General features: G+C 71.5%; 14 protein-coding genes. 6 read left to right on the top strand and 8 right to left on the bottom strand.

Going from position 1 to position 20050, the window contains the following annotated elements; translation table 11 throughout:
• Positions 1–63 precede the first annotated feature (63 nt).
• Both OG504_RS14975 and argF read left to right on the top strand, forming a co-directional pair.
• Positions 64–1287 (top strand): arginine deiminase, encoded by a 1224-nt coding sequence (locus tag OG504_RS14975; protein WP_405990289.1) that lies wholly within the window; start codon positions 64–66, stop codon positions 1285–1287.
• A 97-nt stretch (positions 1288–1384) separates the two neighbouring features.
• On the top strand, positions 1385–2392 hold the full coding sequence (gene argF, locus OG504_RS14970; protein ID WP_405990288.1) for an ornithine carbamoyltransferase: 1008 nt from the start codon (positions 1385–1387) through the stop codon (positions 2390–2392).
• A 35-nt stretch (positions 2393–2427) separates the two neighbouring features.
• Here the strand turns inward: argF and OG504_RS14965 are convergent, their stop codons facing one another.
• From OG504_RS14965 to OG504_RS14940, 6 genes are all read right to left on the bottom strand, one after another.
• On the bottom strand, positions 2428–2883 hold the full coding sequence (locus OG504_RS14965) for an ATP-binding protein (RefSeq protein ID WP_405990287.1): 456 nt from the start codon (positions 2881–2883) through the stop codon (positions 2428–2430).
• Positions 2884–3159: 276 nt separating this feature from the next.
• Positions 3160–4371, bottom strand: a complete 1212-nt coding sequence (locus OG504_RS14960) for a sulfate adenylyltransferase subunit 1 (protein WP_405990286.1) — start codon at positions 4369–4371, stop codon at positions 3160–3162.
• Between the two features lie 2 nt (positions 4372–4373).
• Positions 4374–5294, bottom strand: a complete 921-nt coding sequence (gene cysD / locus OG504_RS14955) for a sulfate adenylyltransferase subunit CysD (protein WP_405990285.1) — start codon at positions 5292–5294, stop codon at positions 4374–4376.
• A complete protein-coding gene (cysC, locus tag OG504_RS14950) occupies positions 5291–5842 on the bottom strand; it encodes an adenylyl-sulfate kinase (RefSeq protein ID WP_405990284.1) in 552 nt (183 codons plus the stop codon). Before cysC ends, cysD begins: the two co-directional genes overlap by 4 nt.
• A gap of 169 nt (positions 5843–6011) precedes the next feature.
• Entirely contained in the window at positions 6012–6824 is an 813-nt protein-coding gene (locus tag OG504_RS14945) for a PaaX family transcriptional regulator C-terminal domain-containing protein (protein WP_405990283.1), read from the bottom strand.
• An 87-nt stretch (positions 6825–6911) separates the two neighbouring features.
• Positions 6912–7112 carry a DUF5999 family protein gene (locus tag OG504_RS14940; protein WP_405990282.1) on the bottom strand — a complete coding sequence of 67 codons (201 nt, stop codon included), beginning with the start codon at positions 7110–7112 and terminating at the stop codon, positions 6912–6914.
• 285 nt (positions 7113–7397) lie between these two features.
• Here OG504_RS14940 and OG504_RS14935 point away from each other — a divergent pair, with 285 nt between their 5' ends.
• Positions 7398–7826 carry a DUF6299 family protein gene (locus OG504_RS14935; protein WP_405990281.1) on the top strand — a complete coding sequence of 143 codons (429 nt, stop codon included), beginning with the start codon at positions 7398–7400 and terminating at the stop codon, positions 7824–7826.
• A 58-nt stretch (positions 7827–7884) separates the two neighbouring features.
• Here OG504_RS14935 and OG504_RS14930 read toward each other — a convergent pair whose 3' ends face one another.
• Positions 7885–9078, bottom strand: coding sequence for a hypothetical protein (locus tag OG504_RS14930; protein WP_405990280.1), 1194 nt, complete (start codon positions 9076–9078; stop codon positions 7885–7887).
• Between the two features lie 310 nt (positions 9079–9388).
• Here OG504_RS14930 and OG504_RS14925 point away from each other — a divergent pair, with 310 nt between their 5' ends.
• Together OG504_RS14925 and OG504_RS14920 are read left to right on the top strand one after the other, a co-directional pair.
• Positions 9389–12733: a right-handed parallel beta-helix repeat-containing protein gene (locus OG504_RS14925; protein ID WP_405990279.1), complete on the top strand. Its 3345-nt coding sequence runs from the start codon at positions 9389–9391 to the stop codon at positions 12731–12733.
• Entirely contained in the window at positions 12730–13953 is a 1224-nt protein-coding gene (locus OG504_RS14920; protein ID WP_405990278.1) for a S8 family serine peptidase, read from the top strand. Before OG504_RS14925 ends, OG504_RS14920 begins: the two co-directional genes overlap by 4 nt.
• Before the next feature lie 375 nt (positions 13954–14328).
• Here the strand turns inward: OG504_RS14920 and eccCa are convergent, their stop codons facing one another.
• A complete protein-coding gene (eccCa, locus tag OG504_RS14915; RefSeq protein ID WP_405990277.1) occupies positions 14329–18264 on the bottom strand; it encodes a type VII secretion protein EccCa in 3936 nt (1311 codons plus the stop codon).
• A gap of 327 nt (positions 18265–18591) precedes the next feature.
• Here eccCa and eccD point away from each other — a divergent pair, with 327 nt between their 5' ends.
• Positions 18592–19992, top strand: a complete 1401-nt coding sequence (eccD, locus tag OG504_RS14910) for a type VII secretion integral membrane protein EccD (protein WP_405990276.1) — start codon at positions 18592–18594, stop codon at positions 19990–19992.
• The last annotated feature ends 58 nt before the right edge of the window (positions 19993–20050 follow it).

Below are 20050 nucleotides of genomic sequence, written 5' to 3'. Positions count from 1 at the left end.
CGAAGCGGTGGCGGTATGTGAAGTAAGGGGGTGAACCCGGCCCCGGATGGTCAGGATGGAGACATGGCACTCCATGTCGACTCCGAGACCGGGCGGCTCCGCCGCGTCATCCTGCACCGGCCGGATCTGGAGCTCAAAAGGCTCACCCCCGGCAACAAGGACGCCCTCCTCTTCGACGACGTGCTCTGGGTGCGCCGGGCGCGCGCCGAGCACGACGGCTTCGCGGACGTGCTCCGCGACCGGGGCGTCGCCGTCCACCTCTTCGGCGACCTCCTCGCCGAGTCCCTGGCGATCCCGGCGGCCCGCGCGCTCGTCCTGGACCGCGTCTTCGACGAGAAGGAGTACGGCCCCCTCGCCACCGACCACCTCCGCGCCGCCTTCGAGGCGCTGCCCGCACCCGAACTGGCCGAGGCGCTCGTCGGCGGCATGACCAAGCGGGAGTTCCTGGAGGCACACGCGGAGCCGACCTCCGTCCGCTTCCACGTCATGGACCTCGACGACTTCCTCCTCGCCCCCCTGCCTAACCACCTCTTCACCCGCGACACCTCCGCCTGGATCTACGACGGCGTCTCCGTCAACGCCATGCGCTGGCCGGCCCGGCAGCGCGAGACCGTCCACTTCGAGGCGATCTACCGGCACCACCCGCTCTTCCGGTCCGAGAAGTTCCACGTCTGGTCCGAGGGGCAGGCCGACTACCCGTCCACCATCGAGGGCGGCGACGTACTCGTCATCGGGAACGGCGCGGTGCTCATCGGTATGAGCGAGCGGACCACCCCGCAGGCCGTCGAGATGCTCGCGCACAAGCTGTTCGCCGAGGGGTCCGCGCAGACGATCGTGGCGCTCGACATCCCCAAGCAGCGCGCCTTCATGCACCTCGACACGGTGATGACGATGGTCGACGGCGACACCTTCACCCAGTACGCCGGGCTCGGCATGCTCCGGTCGTACACCATCGAACCGGGCGTCGGCGACAAGGAGTTGAAGGTCACCGACCATCCGCCGGAGCACATGCACCGCGCGATCGCCGCCGCTCTCGGGCTGAGCGAGATCCGCGTCCTGACCGCCACGCAGGACGTGCACGCGGCGGCACGCGAGCAGTGGGACGACGGCTGCAACGTCCTCGCCGTCGAGCCCGGCGTCGTCGTCGCCTACGAGCGCAACGCCACCACCAACACGTTTCTGCGCAAGCAGGGCATCGAGGTGATCGAGATCCCGGGGAGCGAGCTGGGCCGGGGCCGGGGCGGGCCGCGCTGCATGAGCTGCCCGGTCGAGCGGGACGCCGTATAGCGAGACGGCGGGCGGGCTGCCGTATAGAAATTCGAGGTATCGTATAGAATTCCAAAAAGCATCTGTTCCTCTGTACCCGCATCTCTGGAGCGCCCCCATGGCGACAGTCCCGACCGCCCTCGCCGGCCGCCACTTCCTCAAGGAAGTGGACTTCTCCGAGGAGGAGTTCCGCGGTCTGATCGAGCTGGCCGCCGAGCTGAAGGCCGCCAAGAAGGCCGGGGGCGAGACGCGGTACCTGTCGGGGAAGAACATCGCGCTGATCTTCGAGAAGACCTCGACGCGCACGCGCTGCGCGTTCGAGGTCGCCGCGGCCGACCAGGGGGCCTCGACGACCTACCTCGACCCGTCGGGCTCGCAGATCGGGCACAAGGAGTCCGTGAAGGACACCGCGCGCGTGCTCGGCCGTATGTTCGACGGCATCGAGTATCGCGGGGACAGCCAGGCGGCCGTGGAGGAACTGGGTGCTTACGCGGGCGTGCCGGTCTACAACGGGCTCACCGACGACTGGCACCCCACCCAGATGCTCGCCGACGTGCTCACGATGACCGAGCACAGCGCCAAGCCCCTCAAGGAGATCGCCTTCGCCTACCTCGGCGACGCCCGCTTCAACATGGGCAACTCCTACCTGGTCACCGGCGCGCTGCTCGGTATGGACGTACGGATCGTCGCCCCGAAGTCGTACTGGCCCGCCGAGGAGATCGTCACCGCCGCCCGCGCGCTCGCCGAGCGGAGCGGAGCGCGCATCACGCTCACCGAGGGCATCGAGGAGGGGGTGGCGGGCGCCGACTTCGTCGTCACCGACGTCTGGGTCTCCATGGGCGAGCCCAAGCAGGTCTGGGACGAGCGGATCACGGCCCTCGCGCCGTACGCCGTGACCATGGACGTCCTACGGGCCACCGGCAACCCGGACGTCAAGTTCCTGCACTGCCTGCCGGCCTTCCACGACCTCGGCACCAAGGTCGGCCGCGAGATATACGAGACCCACGGCCTCGACTCGCTGGAGGTCACCGACGAGGTCTTCGAGTCCGCCCACTCGGTCGTCTTCGACCAGGCGGAGAACCGACTGCACACGATCAAGGCCATCCTGGTGGCCACACTGGCCTGACCAGGCCTTCTTGTCCTACAGAGGTTCTACGGCGGCTATCCCGCCGGGTGCCACTGCGGCGGTACGACGGGCAGCCTGAACCACACCGCCTTGCCGGACTCGGTCGGGCGGTGGCCGCACGACGAGCTGAGGGCGCGGATCAGCAGCAGGCCGCGCCCGTGCTCCTGCCAGGGGTCGGGGTCCTCGACGACGGGTTTCGTGAGACTTCCGGGCGGCTCCGGGTCGGGGTCGTGCACCTCGACCTGGCAGCCGGTGGGCAGCAGCTCGACCACGAGCTCTATGGGGGCGTCACCGGCGGTGTGCTCCACCGCGTTCGCGACCAGCTCCGCCGTCAGCAGCTCCGCGGTGTCGCTGTCGGCCGTGTACTTGACCTCGGACAGAGCCGTACGGACCAGTGCGCGGGCCACCGGCACGGCCGCGGCGGTGTGCGGCAGTGCGATGCGCCAGGAGGCGGAGGCGGAAGGGCGTTCTTGCAAGGCGGGTCCGTTCATGGAGCAGGCTGTCCTGCTTTCAACTATATGTATGGTACGGCGCCCTTTGTCAGAGTCTCTCGGCGGGCACCGGACGGGACCTTCGGCCCCGGTACCGAGCGGCATACCCCGTTCAACGGCCACTCCCGCACTGCTGCTCCCGTTGTTACCGCGCTATTGACGACTCGTGACGGATGCGACGGCCACAGGTCATTTCGACGCGCTGTCTCGGCAGGGCACAAGAACGCCCTCGGGCCCCGTCCGAAACGGGGCCCGAGGGCGTTCTGCGGTCGGGTATCAGGCCAGGTCGGCCATCCCCGCGGTGAGCGTCGCGCCGTCCGCCGGGTCGATCACCAGGAACGCGCCCGTGCGGCGGGAGACCGCGTAGTCGTCCAGCGCGAGCGGCTCGGCGGTGCGCAGGGTGATCCGGCCCAGGTCGTTCGCGGTCAGCTCGGCCGCACCGCTGAGGTCCTTGACGATCGCCTTGACCGTGCGGGTCGTGTGCCGCAGCAGCACCCGGTCGCCGACCCGCAGTGGCCGGTCGGCCAGATGGCATACGGCGGCCCGCACGTCCTGCGTGAGCGCCGGCGCGTCGGCCCCGGCGGTGATCATGTCGCCGCGCGACACGTCCCGTTGGTCCGCGAGGCGCAGGCTGACCGACTGGGGCGCGTACGCCACGTCGGCCTCGGTGCCGAGCACGGAGATCCCGGTGATCTCGGAGGTCTCCCCGGAGGGATGCACCGTCACCCGGTCACCGACGCGCAGCGAGCCGGACACCAACTGGCCCGCGTACCAACGGATTTCGCCGTCCCGGATGACGTACTGCACGGGGAAACGGGCCGGTGCGTCGGACGGGTCCGCGCCGACCGGCACGTCCTCCAGGAACTCCAGCAGCGCCGGGCCCTCGTACCAGTCCATGTGCGCCGAACGGTCCACCACGTTGTCGCCGACGAGCGCCGACACCGGGATCGGCGTGAAGGAGGGCAGCCCCAACTCGGCCGCGTGGCCCGCGAATTCCTCGACGATCCGCTCGAACACCGGCTGCTGGTACCCGACCAGGTCCATCTTGTTGACGGCCAGGACGACGTTCGGCACCCGCAGCAGTGCCGCCACGGCGGCGTGCCGCAGGGTCTGCTCCACGACACCGTTGCGCGCGTCGACCAGGATGATCGCCAGCTCGGCGGTGGAGGCGCCGGTGACCATGTTGCGGGTGTACTGCACATGGCCCGGGGTGTCGGCGAGGATGAACCGCCTGCGCGGGGTGGCGAAGTAGCGGTACGCCACGTCGATCGTGATGCCCTGCTCGCGCTCGGCGCGCAGCCCGTCGGTGAGGAGCGCGAGGTCGGGCGCGTCCTGCCCGCGATCGGCCGACACCCGCTCCACGGCCTCCAGTTGATCGGTCAGCACCGACTTGGAGTCGTGCAACAGCCGCCCGACCAGAGTGGACTTGCCGTCGTCGACCGAACCGGCCGTCGCGAACCGCAGCGTGTCGATGGTGATGGTGCTCATGGTTAGAAGTACCCCTCGCGCTTGCGGTCTTCCATCGCGGCCTCGGACAGCTTGTCGTCGGCACGGGTGGCGCCGCGCTCGGTGACCCGGGAGGCGGCGATCTCGGTGATGACCTGCTCCAGGGTCGCCGCGTCGGAGTCGACGGCACCTGTGCACGACATGTCACCGACGGTCCGGTACCGCACCTGGCGCTTCTCGACGGTCTCGTCCGCCTTCGGGCCGCCCCACTCACCGGCGGTCAGCCACATGCCGCCGCGGTTGAAGACCTCGCGGTAGTGGGCGAAGTAGATCTGCGGGAGTTCGATGCCTTCGCGGGCGATGTACTGCCAGACGTCCAGCTCGGTCCAGTTGGACAGGGGGAAGACGCGGACGTGTTCGCCGGGTGCGTGACGGCCGTTGTACAGATTCCACAGCTCGGGGCGTTGCCGGCGCGGATCCCACTGCGAGAACTCGTCCCGCAGCGAGAACACCCGCTCCTTGGCGCGCGCCTTCTCCTCGTCCCTACGACCCCCACCGAAGACCGCGTCGAAGCGCTCGCTCTGTATCCGCTCGGTCAACGGCACGGTCTGGAGCGGGTTCCGGGTCCCGTCGGGACGTTCGCGCAGCACACCGCGGTCGATGTAGTCCTGTACGGAGGCCACATGGAGGCGGAGCCCATGTGCGGCGACCACACGGTCGCGGTACTCAAGGACCTCGGGGAAGTTGTGTCCGGTGTCCACATGCAGCAGCGAGAACGGCACCGGCGCGGGCGCGAACGCCTTCAGTGCCAGATGCAGCATCACGATGGAGTCCTTGCCGCCGGAGAACAGAATCACCGGCCGCTCGAACTCACCCGCCACCTCACGGAAGATGTGCACCGCCTCGGACTCGAGGGCGTCCAGGTGCGAGAGGGCGAAGGTCTCTGTGGTCGTCACCGCGCTCACACCAACCCCCGCTCGGACAGCACCGCGTACACCGCGTCCGCCGACTCCTGCGGGCTCTGCACCTGCGTCGGCAGGGTGAGCGCCGGATCCGTGGGCGGCTCGTACGGGTCGTCGACGCCGGTCAGGCCGGTGAGGTGACCCGCGGCCTGGCGGGCGTAGAGGCCCTTCACGTCGCGCTCGCTGCACACCTCGACGGGGGTCGCGACATGCACCTCGATGTACGGCGTCCCGCTCGCCTCGTGGCGCTTGCGGACGGCCTCGCGGCTGTCGGCGTACGGGGCGATGACCGGGACGACGGAGAGGACGCCGTTGCGGGCGAGGACCTCGGAGACGAGGCCGATGCGCTGGACGTTGGTGTTGCGGTCCTCGCGGGAGAAGCCGAGGCCGGCCGAGAGGAAGCGGCGTATCTCGTCGCCGTCGAGGACCTCCACGCGATGTCCCTCGGCTCTCAGTCGCTCCCCGAGGTGCTGGGCGATCGTCGTCTTACCCGCACTCGGCAGTCCGGTGAGCCAGACGGTGGCTCCCTGAGCCCTTGCCGTGGTGGTCATGCGCAACAGTCCTCTTTCTTACCCGACGAGCGACGTCGTCGAAGGCTAGGTAAGAACTCTGAGAGGACCTGCTAAAGAAGCTGAGGTTTAGCTGAGTGACTGGTGGTGCGCAAGAGGTCACGGGCCCCTGCCATGAACTGTTCACAATCAGCGGCTACGGCCACTCCTGTCACACGCCCGCGAACACCGCCCCCGCGTCCCGCAGCCGCTCGTGCAGTGCCCGGAACACCTCCGCCGAGCGGGCGCCCGGCCAGTCCCGGGGGAGCAGGCCCGCGGGCAGTCCGGGGTCGGCGTAGGGGAGGTGGCGCCAGGAGTCCAGGGCGAGGAGGTAGTCGCGGTAGGCGTCCTCGGGCGGGGTGTCCGCGCGCTGCTCCCAGTCGTGCAGCACGCGCGCGTGGCGGTCGAGGAACGCCTGGTGCTGGGCGGCGATCGCGGGCAGGTCCCACCAGCGGGCGACGGCCTCCGCGGTCGCCGCGAAGCCGAGGTGCTCACCGCGGAAGAAGTCGACGTAGGGGTCGAGGTTCAGCCGTTGGAGGATGTGCCGCGTTTCCTCGTACAGGCGGGCGGGTGCGATCCACACGCCGGGGGCGGCGGTGCCGAAGCCGAGGGCGGACAGGCGGGAGCGCAGGACGTGCCGCTTCTGGCGCTCCGACTCGGGTACGGAGAACACCGCGAGCACCCAGCCCTCGTCCTCCGGGGGCGTGGTCGCGTAGACGCGCCGGTCGCCGTCGTCGAGCAACTGCCGTGCCTCGGGCGAGAGTTGGTACCCGGCGGCGCCTTCTGTCGTACGGGCGGGCAGGAGCAGCCCGCGCCGTTTGAGGCGGGACACCGACGAGCGCACGGAGGGCGCGTCGACGCCGGCCGCGGCCAGGAGCCGGATCAGTTCCGCGACGGGAACCGGGCCGGGCACGAAGCGGCCGTACGCGCCGTAGAGCGTGACGATGAGAGACCGTGGAGCATGCTGGTCGGACACGTTGATCATCTTAGGCCGACGGCATCGCTGCTGGTCACCTCGGGTGCGTAACCTGAACTTTCACGGTCCGCAGGTCACCGCGAGGGGCGGGAACGGTCAGGCGGCGACGGCTAGTTGATCCGCCGGTACCCGGTGCGGGGCGACGATCCGGCCGTCGGGGAGAACGGCGCCCAGGTCGTCGAAGACGATCGCGCCGTCGCACAGCAGCGTCCAGCCCTGCTCGGGGTGGGCGGAGACGATGTGCGGGGTCTCGGCGACGGTGTCGGTCACGGGGCACGAGGACTGGTGGGAACACATGGCGTACCTCCACGTCGGATGCGATCCGTTCCGGCGGCTCCGTCACCGCCCGCATCGCATATACAGACCATCCTCCCGGCGCGAACTCATCGGAACAGCCCGCTGTGAAGCGTGACAACACGCGGACAACACTCGGACGGTTCCACGACGCTCGGTGCGGAGCCGCCACCTAATGAGTGACGAGCGCAACGCTCTGTGCGGACTCGCCACCGAAGGAGTGAGGATCACGGGAGTCGGGGCCGCCGCCCGGTACCAGTGGAGGCCCCAACTCCAGGAGGTATCCCCATGTCCCTGCGTTCCGTCCTCGGTACGGCGGCCGGTGCCGCGCTGTTCCTGCTGGCCGCCGCCCCCGCCGCGACCGCGTCCGCCGCCCCGTACGAGACGGTGACGGTCGACCCCACGGGCACGATCGCCCCGGACGGCACCGTCACCCTCTCCGGCACCTACCGCTGTCTCGGCAACTCCGGTGCCGCCTTTGTCAGTTCCTCCGTCAGCCAGAGCGACCCCTCGGTCCGGCACGGCATCGGCGGCACCCGCGCGGTCTGCGACGGCAGGGAGCACACCTGGCAGAACTCGGGCAAGCCGTCCCACCCGGTCACCCCCGGCACGGCCCAGGTCGAGGCCACCGTGATGGAACTCGCCGCCTCCGGCGGCCTGCCCCTGCCGCGCTTCCACGCGGTGCAGCGCCAGGACGTCACCCTCACCGCGAGCTGACCTCCATGGCTCCGGCCCGGCCCCCAAGTGGGGCCGGGCCGGAGGGAGTTCAGGTCGTTCAGTGTTGGGTGTTGCTCGCCCAGATCGCGGTCGAGCCGCCGGAGTAGATCACCATGTTGCCGTCGCCCTGGAGGCGGAGGATCGAGCCGTCGTGGCCCTGGGTCTGGCTGGCCCAGACGGCGCGGTTGTCGGAGGTGTAGACGACGAGGTTGCCGTCCGCCTGGAACACCGCGTGGAAGTTCGAGCCGAAGGTCATGGTGGCCCAACGGGCCTTGTTGTTCTCGTCGTAGAGGACGAAGTTGCCGTCGGTCTGCATGCGCAGCCGGGCCTTCTTCGCGTTGATGGACTGGCCCGCCTTCAGCACCCGGGTGGCCGTGACGAGGACGTCCGACGGGTACGAGGACTTGGACGTCGTGGTGGTGGTGCTCGACTTCGTCCCGGACTTGGTCGTCGTGGACTTCTTCGTCGCCTTCGCCGCCGGCTTCTTCGTCTTCTTGACCGTCGTCGGCTCGCTCACCGGCTGTGCGACGGTCGTCCTGCCCGCCGAGGTCTTGTGCGGTGCGGCGGTCTTCGGTGTGGTGTGCCCGGTGGGGGCGGTCGGGGTGCCCGAGGCGTACGCCCCGGCGCCCGGCGTCGACGCGCCGTCGCCGAGGATCGTGCCCGCCTGGTCGGCGACCACCCGGTCGTGGGTCTCCGGCGTCCGGTCCCGGCTCATCAGCAGCCCCGGTACGGCGATCAGCAGCGCGCCGAGCACGGCCGCACCGGCCAGCAGCGGGCGGCCGGGGCGGCCGACGGACGCGGCCGCCGTGTCGCCGGGGGTGGGTCCGTCGCCCTCGGGCATGCTCGCGGCCAGCACCCCGGCGGGGGCCTCGGCCTCGGCCTCCTGCCGCGCCGACTTGGCGGCAGCGGATTCCGGGCCGCCCGGCCCCGAACGTTCTTCTGTTGTACGGCTGCCGGCGAGCGCTTCGGCCTCCGCCGCCGAGGTCGCGGGACGGCTCAGCTCCGCCGCGACGGATTCCGCCGAGAGTTCCGCCGCGACGGCCTCCGCGGAGAGGGCCCCGGGGGAACCGGCAGTTCCTGAACGGGACTTGGACGCCTCGCCCGCCGTGCTCCCTGCCGTGCCGGCCGCCGCTGATTCACCGGCCGCCGATGCCGCCGCCGTCGCTTCCCCGGCCGTGGCGCCCGTCACCGAGTTCTCTGCCGAGTTCTCTGCCGCCGTTTTCCGCGCGGCCGGTCCGGTTCGGTCTGTCATCCGCCCTGTCCGCTCTCATTCGCCCAGCAGTTCGTCGTACGTCTGTGTGCGCAATCCTATTCACGTCCTTTCACGCGCATGCGCCAACGGCGGTTCCTTTCACCGGAGTTAACAATCGTCACGCACAAGCCCCGGTGCTGGTACGGCCGTTGCGCAACAGCCCATAATTCGCCGTACGGCACTGTTGTGCCGCACCGCGCGCACCCGCCGCGAACGTTCCGCTTTCCGGACCGGAGTGGGAACGCGCGTGCGGGGACGGCATGATGGGGTTACCGCAACCGACAGGTGCCGACACGAGGAGGTCAGCTGAGTGCGCCAGGTACTGACGGTCTGTCCGGAGGGCACCGGGGACGCCCGGACGATCGGAGAGGCCCTGGCGAGGGCGCGCGGAGGCGCGGTGCTGAGTGTGCGCCCGGGGACGTACGAGGAGAACCTCGTCGTCACCACCCGGGTCACCATCGTCGCCGAACAGGCGCGCGGCACCGTCCGGTTGGCCCCGCGCAAGGGCACCGTGATCTCGCTGCGCGTCGACGCGGTGATGCTGACCGACCTGGTGGTCCAGGGCCACGACGAGGAACACCCGGCCGTGGACGCCTCGCACGGGCAGGTCGCGATGCAGGGCTGTGATCTGTCCGGCGCCTCGTGGACGACCGTACTGGCGCGCAACTCCGGCTCGTTGGCGATGCGTGAGTGCCGGGTGTCCAACCGCACCGGCGCCGGTGTCGTCGTCACCTCGCCGACCGAGAGCTCGCTGGAGTCCTGCACCCTCGAACACTTCGGCACCAGCGGGGTGGTGATCGGCGAGCGCGGCCGGGCCACCCTGCGCGGCTGCACCGTGCGGGACGCGCGCGGCAACGGCGTGCTCGCCAACGGCGACGCCCAGGGCTCCATTGAGGACTGCGACCTGGCGTCAACGGACAAGCCCTCGCTGGCACTTGAGGAGCGCAGCGCGATACGCGTGCTGCGGACCGTGGTCCGCGACACCTCGATCGGTGTGCACATCACCAGCACCGCCCGCTGCGAGCTGGAGGAGGTGCGGGTCACCGGCAGCAGCGGTCCCGGCATCATCGTCTCGCACGGCTCCGACCCGGTGCTGCGCCGCTGCCGCACCGCCCGCACCACGGGCAACGGCCTGCTGGTGACGGACCGTTCGCGCGGCACGTACGAGGACTGCTGGCTGACCGGCGCCCAGATGGCGGCGCTGCGCGTGGCCGGGGCCTCCTCGCCGACGCTGACCTCGCTGACCGTCCGCGACGGTGAGAGCGACGGCGTGCTGCTCGAAGAGGACGCGGCGGCCGAGCTGGAGCGCGTGGAGATCATCGACGTCAAGGGCGCCGGTGTGGTGATCCGCGGCAACGCCAACCCGCTGGTGCGGCGCGCCCGCATCACCGGCGCGGGCGGCTCCGGGGTCTCCGTGCGCGACGGCGGGCGCGGCCGCGTCGAGGACTGCACGGTCGAGGCACCGGGCGGCGCGGGCGCGGAGGTCGCGGCGGGCGGCAACGTCTATCTCGCGGGCTTCCGGGTCAACAACCCCGGCGGTGCCGGTCTGGAGATCGGCGGCGAGGGTACGGCGGCGTTGCGCGACGGCGAGCTGGTCTCGGCCGGTGGCTGCGGTGTACTCGTGGACACCGGCGGCGAGTTGACGGCGAACCGGGTACGGACCGCCGCGTCCGCCGAGCACGGTTTCCTGGTCCGCGACGGCGGCCGGGCCTCCCTGAACGGCTGCGAGGCCGCGGGCAACGACCGCGACGGCATCCGCGTCGAGTCGGAGGCACCGGTGTCGGTCGTGGGCTGCACGGTCCGCGACAACAAGGGCGGCGGCCTCGTCCAGGCCAAGGCCGGCGGCCGGCTCGCGGTGGAGAACCTCACCAGCACGGGCAACGAGTCCCGCGACGCGTGGGGCTTCGGCGAGGCCGAGGGCACCGACCCGGCGGGCACGGTCTCCGCCTCCGACGGCCCCGGACGTCCCGACGGACCGATGGCCGCGCTGGAGAGCCTGATCGGCCTCGACAACGTCAAGGAACAGGTCCGCACCCTCGTCAACCTCACCCAGCTCGCCGCCCGCCGCGCCCAACTCGGCATGTCCGCACCGCCGATGAGCCGCCACCTCGTCTTCGCCGGTCCGCCCGGTACGGGCAAGACCACCGTCGCCCGCCTCTACGGCACGATCCTCGCCGAGCTGGGCGCCCTGCGCTCCGGCCACCTCGTCGAGGTCTCCCGCGCCGACCTCGTCGCGCAGGTCATCGGCGGTACGGCCATCAAGACCACCGAGGCCTTCGAACGGGCCCTGGGCGGCGTCCTGTTCGTCGACGAGGCGTACACCCTCACCTCCGACTCCCGTGGTTCCGGGGCCGACTTCGGCCGCGAGGCCGTCGACACCCTGCTGAAGCTGATGGAGGACCACCGCGAGGACGTGGTCGTCGTCGCGGCCGGCTACTCCGACGAGATGCGCAGCTTCCTCGGCTCCAACCCCGGTCTGGCGTCCCGCTTCTCACGCACCGTCGAGTTCGAGAACTACTCGGTGCCGGAGCTGGTCGAGATCATGGAGAGCATGTGCGTGCGCCACCAGTACGCGCTCGCCGACGAGACCCGCCACGCCCTCGCCGTGCACTTCGAACGGATACCGAAGGACGCCGGGTTCGGCAACGGCCGTGCCGCACGGCAGGTGTTCGAGGAGATGGTGGACCGGCAGGCCGTACGGCTGTCCGCGCTCACCGACGTCACCGAGCAGGACCTCTCCCTGCTGCTGCCGCAGGACATCAGCGAGGAGGCGGCTCGCACCGCCGCCGACGGACCGAACGCCGTCGACCCCGGCGACGACGCGCTGAGCAGGCTGGACGCGCTGGTCGGACTGCACGCGGTGAAGCGGGACGTCACCGACCTCGTCAACCTGGTGTCGACGGCCAAGCAGCGCGAGGCCGCCGGACTCCCCGTGCCCCGGCTCAGCCACCACCTCGTCTTCACCGGCCCGCCCGGCACCGGCAAGACCACCGTGGCCCGCCTCTACGGCGAACTCCTCGCCTCCCTGGGCGTGTTGCCGCGCGGCCAGCTCGTCGAGGTGTCCCGCGCCGACCTCGTCGGCCGATACGTGGGCCACACCGCGCAGTTGACCCGCGAGGTCTTCGAACGCGCCCTGGGCGGTGTCCTGTTCGTCGACGAGGCGTACACCCTCACCCCGCGCGAGGCGTCCGGCTCCGACTTCGGCCGGGAAGCCGTGGACACCCTGCTGAAGCTGATGGAGGACCACCGCGACAAGGTGGTCGTCATCGTCGCCGGCTACACCCAGGAGATGGAGAACTTCCTGGCTTCCAACCCTGGCCTGTCCTCCCGCTTCTCGCGCCGGGTCGAGTTCGCCGACTACTCCTCGGACGAGCTGGTCACCATCGTCCGCGAGCACGCCGTACAACTCGGCTACGAGTGCGCGGCCGGGCTGGGACCGGTCCTCCGGCAGTACTTCGACTCGCTGCCCCGCGACCGGTCGTTCGGCAACGCGCGCACCGCCCGTCAGATCCTGGAGCGGATGATGACACGCCAGGCGGGTCGGCTCAGCAGACTGGCCGTCCCCAGCCTCGACGACCTGCGGCTGCTCCTCCCGGAGGACCTCGCCGACCCGACGGCCTCCTCCCAGACCTCCAGCGGGGCGGCCCGGGCATGACGACGACACACGGCAGGGCCGTCGCCGCCGGTCTGGCGCTGCTGCTGACGGCCGCCGCGAGCGCGGTCGGCGCCGGGTCCGCGTCGGCGGCGGGCGGCACGGTCCAACTCCCCGTCCTGGCCTCGCAGTTGGACGCCGACGCGGACTGCGCGGCGGGCTCGGACCAGCGCGCCACCGACGTGCCCTGGGAACAGGTCTCCCTCCAACTGAGCCGCACCTGGCCGTTCGCGTCGGGCACCGGAGTGACCGTCGGCGTGGTAGACACCGGGGTCTCGTCCTCCGCCCCCGCGCTGAAGGGCCGGGTCACGGCGGTCGGCGACGCCGGGACCGACTGCGTGGGACACGGCACCTTCGTGGCCGGGCTGGTCGGCGCGGCCGTAGCGGACGGGGTGCGGTTCGCGGGGGTGGCGCAGCAGGCGCGGATTCTCGCGGTGCGGGGGAGTGACGCGCGGGGGAAGGTCACCGCGGACCGGGTCGCGGACGGGATCCGGGCCGCCGTGGACGGCGGCGCCAAGGTGGTGACGGTGTCGGCAGCTCTGGCCGGTGACACCGCCGCGCTGCGGTCGGCGGTCGCGCTCGCCGCGAAGAAGGACGTCCTGGTGATCGCGGCGGCCGTACCGGACACCCCGGCGACAGCCACCTCGGCGACGGACAGTCCGCCCGCCCGCGACTACTACCCGGCCGCCGACGACGGCGTGCTCTCCGTCCTCGACGTCGACGTCTCCGGCAAGCGGCCGACCGGCGCGTACACGACGTCCAGTGCCGCAATTTCCGCGCCCGGAGACGGAGTTGTCGGCATCGGCCCGAAGAAGGCCGGCCACTACATCGGCTCGGGCGCGTCCCTGGCCGCCGGTTTCGTGGCGGGGGCGGCGGCGCTGGTCCGCTCCGTCCACCCGGACCTGACGGCCGCCCAGACCGCGACCCTGCTCCGCAGCTCCGCCTACCCGGCCGACGTCCCCCGCCTCGACCCGTACGCGGCGGTCACCTCGGTCCTGACCGGCACCGCCGCCGCACCGGCCCGGGGCGACGCCGGTACCCCGGTCCACCTGCCTGCCGACAAGGCGGCCGGGCCGTTGCGGCGGGCCCTGTGGCCCGCGTCGGCGGGGCTTGCCGTGATCATCGCGGTGGTGTGGCTGGGGCTGATCCTGCCCCGGGGGCGGCGACTGGGGTGGAAGCCGTCTGTCCGGACGGAGGGTGCGGGCACGTCGTTGGAAGGCTGAGGCCTTCGGCGGTGCCGGGTCGGGCAGTGGGCATCTGCGGGCCGGTGGGGGCTGGTCGCGCCCCGCGGCGGAGCCGCTGATAGATACAGCCCCGCGCCCCTAGGGGGTTGGAGCTGAGCGTGGCTTTGAAGCTCGGGGCGGATTCGCTGAAGAAGCCACCGGCGCTGGACGGGCCCAGGTCTGGCACCCAGCTCGACGTGCATGCGCATGCCCTACGCCCCGAGCACGCCCCGCCGACGCAGCCGCAGACCCTGCGCTCCACGGGCACCCGTGCCGACTCAGCCCCCTCCCGAAACACCAACCGCCGCCCCAACCCACTACGGCCCCCGGGACGAGTCACCCCGCCCCAGGAGCCGTACCGCAACGCCCAGTTGGCTACTCCTCCGCTGCTTCCGCCGCCAGTGCCGTCTGGATGAGGGACGGCTTGCGGCGGACGATGTGGAGGGCTCGGCCCGGGGGGAGGACGCGGGGTTTGACGTTGCCGAAGACGTAGCCCTCGGACGGGGAGCAGGACATCAGGATGCCCGGGGTGTTGACCTCGTCCATGCGGCGCAGGAGTTGGTCGTTCAGGCCGCGGCCGGCGCCGGTGGCGGAGCGGGCGACGACCACGTGGAGGCCCAACTCGTGTCCCAGGGCGAGGTGTTCGAAGAGCGGGGCGAAGGGGTGGTCCATGACCGTGCCGCCGCCGACCATGTCGTAGTCGTCGACGAGGACGAACAGACGGGGACCCGTCCACCAGTCGGCCTGGCGCATGCGGGCCGGGGTGATCTCCTGGCCTGGGACGCGGGTGCGCAGCGCCTTCGCCGAGCCGCCCACCAGCTGCTTCAGGGCTTCCAGCGCCACCGCGTGGCCCAGGCGGTACTCCTCGGGGACCGCGTCGACCAGGCCGCGGCGGTAGTCGACGACCAGGATGCGGGCCTCGGCCGGGGTGTAGCGGGCGACGACCGAGTCCGCGACCAGCCTCAGGAGGTTGGTCTTGCCGCTCTCCGTGTCGCCTACGGCCACCAGGTGCGGGGTGCGGGAGAAGTCGTGCCAGACCGTGCCGAGGGTCTCCTCGTCCTGGCCGAGCGCGATCTTGAGGCTGACGCCGTCGCCGAGCTCGGGCTCGGGGAGTTCGGCCGCGGGCAGCCGGTGCGGCAGCATCCGGACCTGCGGGGCGCGCGGCCCGTGCCAGGCCGAGGCGATCCGGTCGACCAGGTCCGCGACACCCTCGCTGAGGGTCTCGTGGTCGGTGGAACCGTCGCCGCGCGGCAGCGCCGAGAGGAAGTGGAGTTTCGTCTCGACGGTCAGACCCCGGCCGGGGATCTGCGGTACCGCGCTCGCCTTGCGGATGTCCACGACGGAGTCCATCGTGTCGCCGAGCCGGAGTTCGAGCCGGGTCGCGGACTGGTCGCGGACCGGGGCGGTGAGCTCCAGCCAGCGGGCGGTCGCGACGATCAGGTGGATGCCGTAGTTGAGACCGCTGGTGGCGATCTGGTTGAACGTCGGGATGAACTGGTCGAAGTTCTGCCGCACCGCCGACCAGCCGTCGATCACCAGGAAGACATCGCCGTGCGGTTCGTCGGGGAACTCCCCGGCCGCGCGGCGGCGCCGGTAGGTGGACATCGAGTCGATGCCGTTGTCGAGGAAGAACTGCTCGCGCTGGGTGAGGACGGCGGTGACCTCGGCGACCGTACGGCTGATCCGCTCGGTGTCGAGGCGGGCCGCGACCCCGCCGACATGCGGCAGACCGGTCAGCTGGGAGAGCGTGCCGCCGCCGAAGTCGAGGCAGTAGAACTGGACTTCGCGCGGGGTGTGGGTGAGCGCGAGCGCCATGATGAGGCTGCGCAGGACGGTGGATTTGCCGCTCTGCGAACCGCCCGCGACGGCGACATGGCCGCCGGCTCCGGCGAGGTCCACGACGAGCGGGTCACGGCGCTGGTCGAAGGGCTTGTCGACCAGGCCGACCGGCACCCGCAGCTTCCCGGTGCCGATCCAGCGGGACGCGTTCAGACCGCGGTCCGGGTCCTCGGCGAGACCGCCGAGCAGGACGTCCAGCGGGGACGCGGTGTCCAGCGGCGGCAGCCACACCCGGTGCGCGGGCGGCCCGGAGTCGCGCAGCCGGTCCAGCGCCACCGCCAGCAGGCTCTCGGCGCTCTCCTCCGCCTCGGGCTCCGGCACGACCGCGGCCGGCGCGGGAGCGCGCGGCACGATGTACCCGGTCGACCAGGGCACCACCTGCGTGGCGACCCGGGCCTGCGCGACGGCACCGCCGCGCCTGCGGTAGGGGCCGGAGACGTAGGCGGCGCGGAAGCGGGTGAGCGCCTCGATGCCGGACTTGAGGTAGCCGCTGCCGGGCTGCGAGGGCAGTTCGTACGCGTCGGGGACACCGAGGACGCCCCGCGACTCCATCGCGGAGAAGGTGCGCAGACCGATCCGGTACGACAGGTGCGACTCCAGCTGGTGCATCCGGCCCTCGTCCAGGCGCTGCGAGGCGAGCAGCAGGTGCACGCCGAGGGACCGGCCGAGGCGGCCGATCATCACGAACAGCTCCATGAACTCCCGGTGCGAGGCGAGGAGTTCGCTGAACTCGTCGACGACGACGAACAGGCTGGGCATCGGGGCGAGATCGGCGCCGCCGGCCCGCGCCTTCTCGTACTCCAGGGCCGAGGTGTAGTTGCCCGCGGACCTCAACAGCTCCTGGCGGCGGATGAGTTCACCGTGCAGCGCGTCCTGCATACGCTCCACCAGGGCTGCCTCGTCGGCGAGGTTGGTGATGACGGCGGAGGTGTGCGGGAGTTCGTCCAGGCCGAGGAAGGTCGCGCCGCCCTTGAAGTCCACGAGGACGAAGTTCAGGGTCTCGGAGGAGTTGGTGAGCGCGAGACCGAGGACCAGGGTGCGCAGCAGCTCGGACTTGCCGGAACCGGTCGCGCCGATCAGCATGCCGTGCGGTCCCATGCCGCCCTGCGCGGACTCCTTGATGTCCAGCTCCACGGGCCGCCCGTCCGCGCCGACGGCGACCGGGACGCGCAGCCGGCCGGAGCCGGTGTGCCGCCGCCAGATCGTGTCGGGGTCGAGCCGGTGCAGGTCCGCGATGCCCAGCAGGGTCGTCAACTCGGTGTCGTTCGAGAGCGGTTCGACCGCGTCGGAGGAGAGACTCATCCGGTACGGCGCGATCAGCCGGGCCAGTGCCTCGGCGGCGACGGGACCCATCCGGTCGGGGCGGCCCAGCACGGTGGCCTGTTCCTTGCGGCTGCGGTCGGTGCGGACCAGGGAGACCGAGTCCGGGGCGACGTCGAGACGCAGGGTGGTGCGGCCGGGCCGCCAGGTGAGGCTGTCGGAGAGGTCGAGGACGACGGCGTTGCGGTAACCGGGGCCGTCGAAGCGGTGTCCTGCCGGGATGCTCGCGCCGTCCACGATGACGACCACCAGTGGCTCGTCACGGCCGGGCACGGCGTCGGGGTCGAACGCGGGCCGCTCGGAGAACTCGCTGCCGAGCTGGTCCTCCAGATCGGTGAAGGCGGAGGCCACCATGCGCAACGGACCGGCGCCGTCGGTCTCTTGAGGGTGCTGGTTGTGCGGCAGCCACTTCACCCACTCCCACTCGGCACGCACCTCGTCACCGGCGCACACCGCGATCCACAGCTCCTCCGGCGGGTGGAACAGGGCCAGTTGGGACAGCGCGGCGCGCAGCATCCCGCGCGCGGAGTCGTGGTCACCGTGCACCAACACCCGTGACCAGGACCGCAGATACAGGGCGATGGGCTGGCCCGGAACGGTGCTGTAGGCGCGGATGAACCGGCGCAGAGCATGCGCGCACAGCGGTTCCAGGTCCTCAACGGGCTTGCTGGAGACCGGAGTCAGCCGCATCGCGAGCTGCTGGTCGCCGACCGCTATCCGCACCTCGCCGAAGTCGTCGTCCTTGACCCGGCGCTCCCACAGCCGCGTCGTGCGGACCATCGTGCGCAGCACCCGGGGCTCGGGATGCCGCCAGGCGAGCGCGAGCTGCTGCTCGACCACGGCCCGCTGCACCGTACGTCGACTTTGCGCCAAGTAGCGCAGATAGTCCCGGCGTTCACCGCGCAGCCGCTGCTTGCGGTCGCCGGCCTTGCGCATGACCTGGCCGATCATCATCGCGCCCGCGGCCATCACCATCATGCCGAGCGCGATGTACATGAAGACACCGCTGGACTGACCGCCCGAGCGCAGGAACAGCATCATCATCGAGACCGACATCATGGCCATCGGCAGATACGTCCACACCGCGGACGTGTCCGGGACGGTCTCCATGAGGGTCGGCGGTTCCTGGAGGACCAACTCGCCTGCGGGCATGTCGGGTCCGCGACGGCGGGCAGGACGACGGAACAGGACCACGCTCAACGCTTGGGGCTCCTAACGGACTTCGCGCACCGCGGCGGCATGTGGGGGCATGCACCGAAATCAGGCCTCGGCACTGGCACGGTGGAGGACGCTGTCAACACCGTTGGTGGGGGCTCCCGTTGACACGCGTCGTAGGGAGTGTCAGTAGTGTGCACCCCGTCAACTCTGTACGTCCATGTCACCCCCCGCTTCACCGGCACCCTGTTCCCCTCGTTCCCCCCACCCCGCACGCCGCGCCGCGTGCCCCCGTTTCGATGTCCAGGAGACGTGAGCCCCGGTATGACCGACACTTCCGTGACCGGCCTGTGCCATCTGACCGTGCGGGCCCCGGCCCGCACCATCGACCTCGCCGTGCCGTCCGACGTACCGGTCGCCGACCTGCTGCCCACCGTGCTGCGGTACGCGGGGGAGGAGGCCGAGGAGACCGGTCTCGAACACGACGGCTGGGTACTCCAGCGCCTCGGCGGCCGGCCGCTCGACGACGAGGCGACCCTTGCCTCCCTCGGGCTGACCGACGGCGAGGCGCTCCATCTCCGGCCGCGCACCGAGGCGTTGCCCGAGGTACGCCTCGACGACCTGGTCGACGGCATCGCCGCGGTCACCCGGGACCGCCTGCACGGCTGGAGCCCCGAGGCGGCCCGGCGCCTGCTGCGCGGCCTGCTCGCGGTGGCGGTGCTGGCCGGGCTTGTCCTGCTGGCGCTGCCGGGCGCCCCCGCGTCGCTGCGCGCGGCCACCGCCGTAGGAACCGGTCTGCTGCTGCTGGCCGGGTCCGCTTCTGCGAGCCGGGCCGTGGACGATCCGGCGACCGGCGTGATCCTGGGCCTGCTCGCGTCACCGGCGCTCGCGCTCGCGGGCTGGCTGGTGCCGGGCGGTGAGCTGAGCGGTCCGCAGGCCCACCAGGTGCTGGGGGCACGGCTGTTGGGGGCGGCGGCGGCCTGGGCGGGCGGCGCGGTCCTCGCCCTCGCGGCCTCCGCGGCCCGCACCCCGCTGTTCCTGGCGTCGGCGTTGGTGGCGCTCGCGGCGGCGGTGGGCGGGGTGCTGATGACGGTGTTCGACGTTCGGGTGGCCGGCGCGGCCGGTGTCGTCGCCGCGCTCACGGTGCTGCTCGGCGGTCTGGTGCCGTCGCTGTCGTTCAAGTTCGCCGGGATGCGCATGCCCGCGCTGCCCACCAACGCGGAACAGCTCCAGGAGGGCATCGAGCCCTACCGGGGCAACGACGTCGCCGTACGCACCGAGCTCGCCGGCGAGTGGATGACCGCGCTCTACGGCGCGACGGGCGTCCTCTCGTCCGCCTGCCTGGTGGCCCTGGCCCGCCGCCCGAGCCTCCCCGCGCTGCTGGTCGCGCTGGTCCTGTCGCTGCTGCTGCTCCTGCACGGCCGGGGTCTGGTGAACACCGCGCAGCGGCTCGTGCTGGTGCTGCCGGGCGCGTGGGGTCTGCTGCTGCTCGCGTTCGGCTGGGGCCTGCGGCTGTCCGGCACCGAGCGGACACTGCTGGTCGCGGGCCTGCTCGCGGTGGCGGCGGCGCTCACGGTCGCGGTGTGGACCGTACCGGGACGACGCCTGGTCCCTTACTGGGGACGCGCGGCGGAGATCCTGCACTCCCTGCTGGCGATCGCCCTGCTGCCGCTGACCCTGTGGCTGCTGGGCGTCTTCGGCACCCTCCGCGGCATCTTCGGCTGACCGCGTGTCGGCCCTGCGGACGAGAAGCGGGTGAACCGGCCCGCGCCGCGGGTCGGTC

Origin of the sequence: Streptomyces sp. NBC_00986 (assembly GCF_045162565.1) — a bacterium.
Lineage (GTDB): Bacteria > Actinomycetota > Actinomycetes > Streptomycetales > Streptomycetaceae > Streptomyces.
The sequence above is the reverse complement of the archived record's forward strand: the minus strand, read 5'-3'. Positions and strand labels throughout refer to the sequence as shown.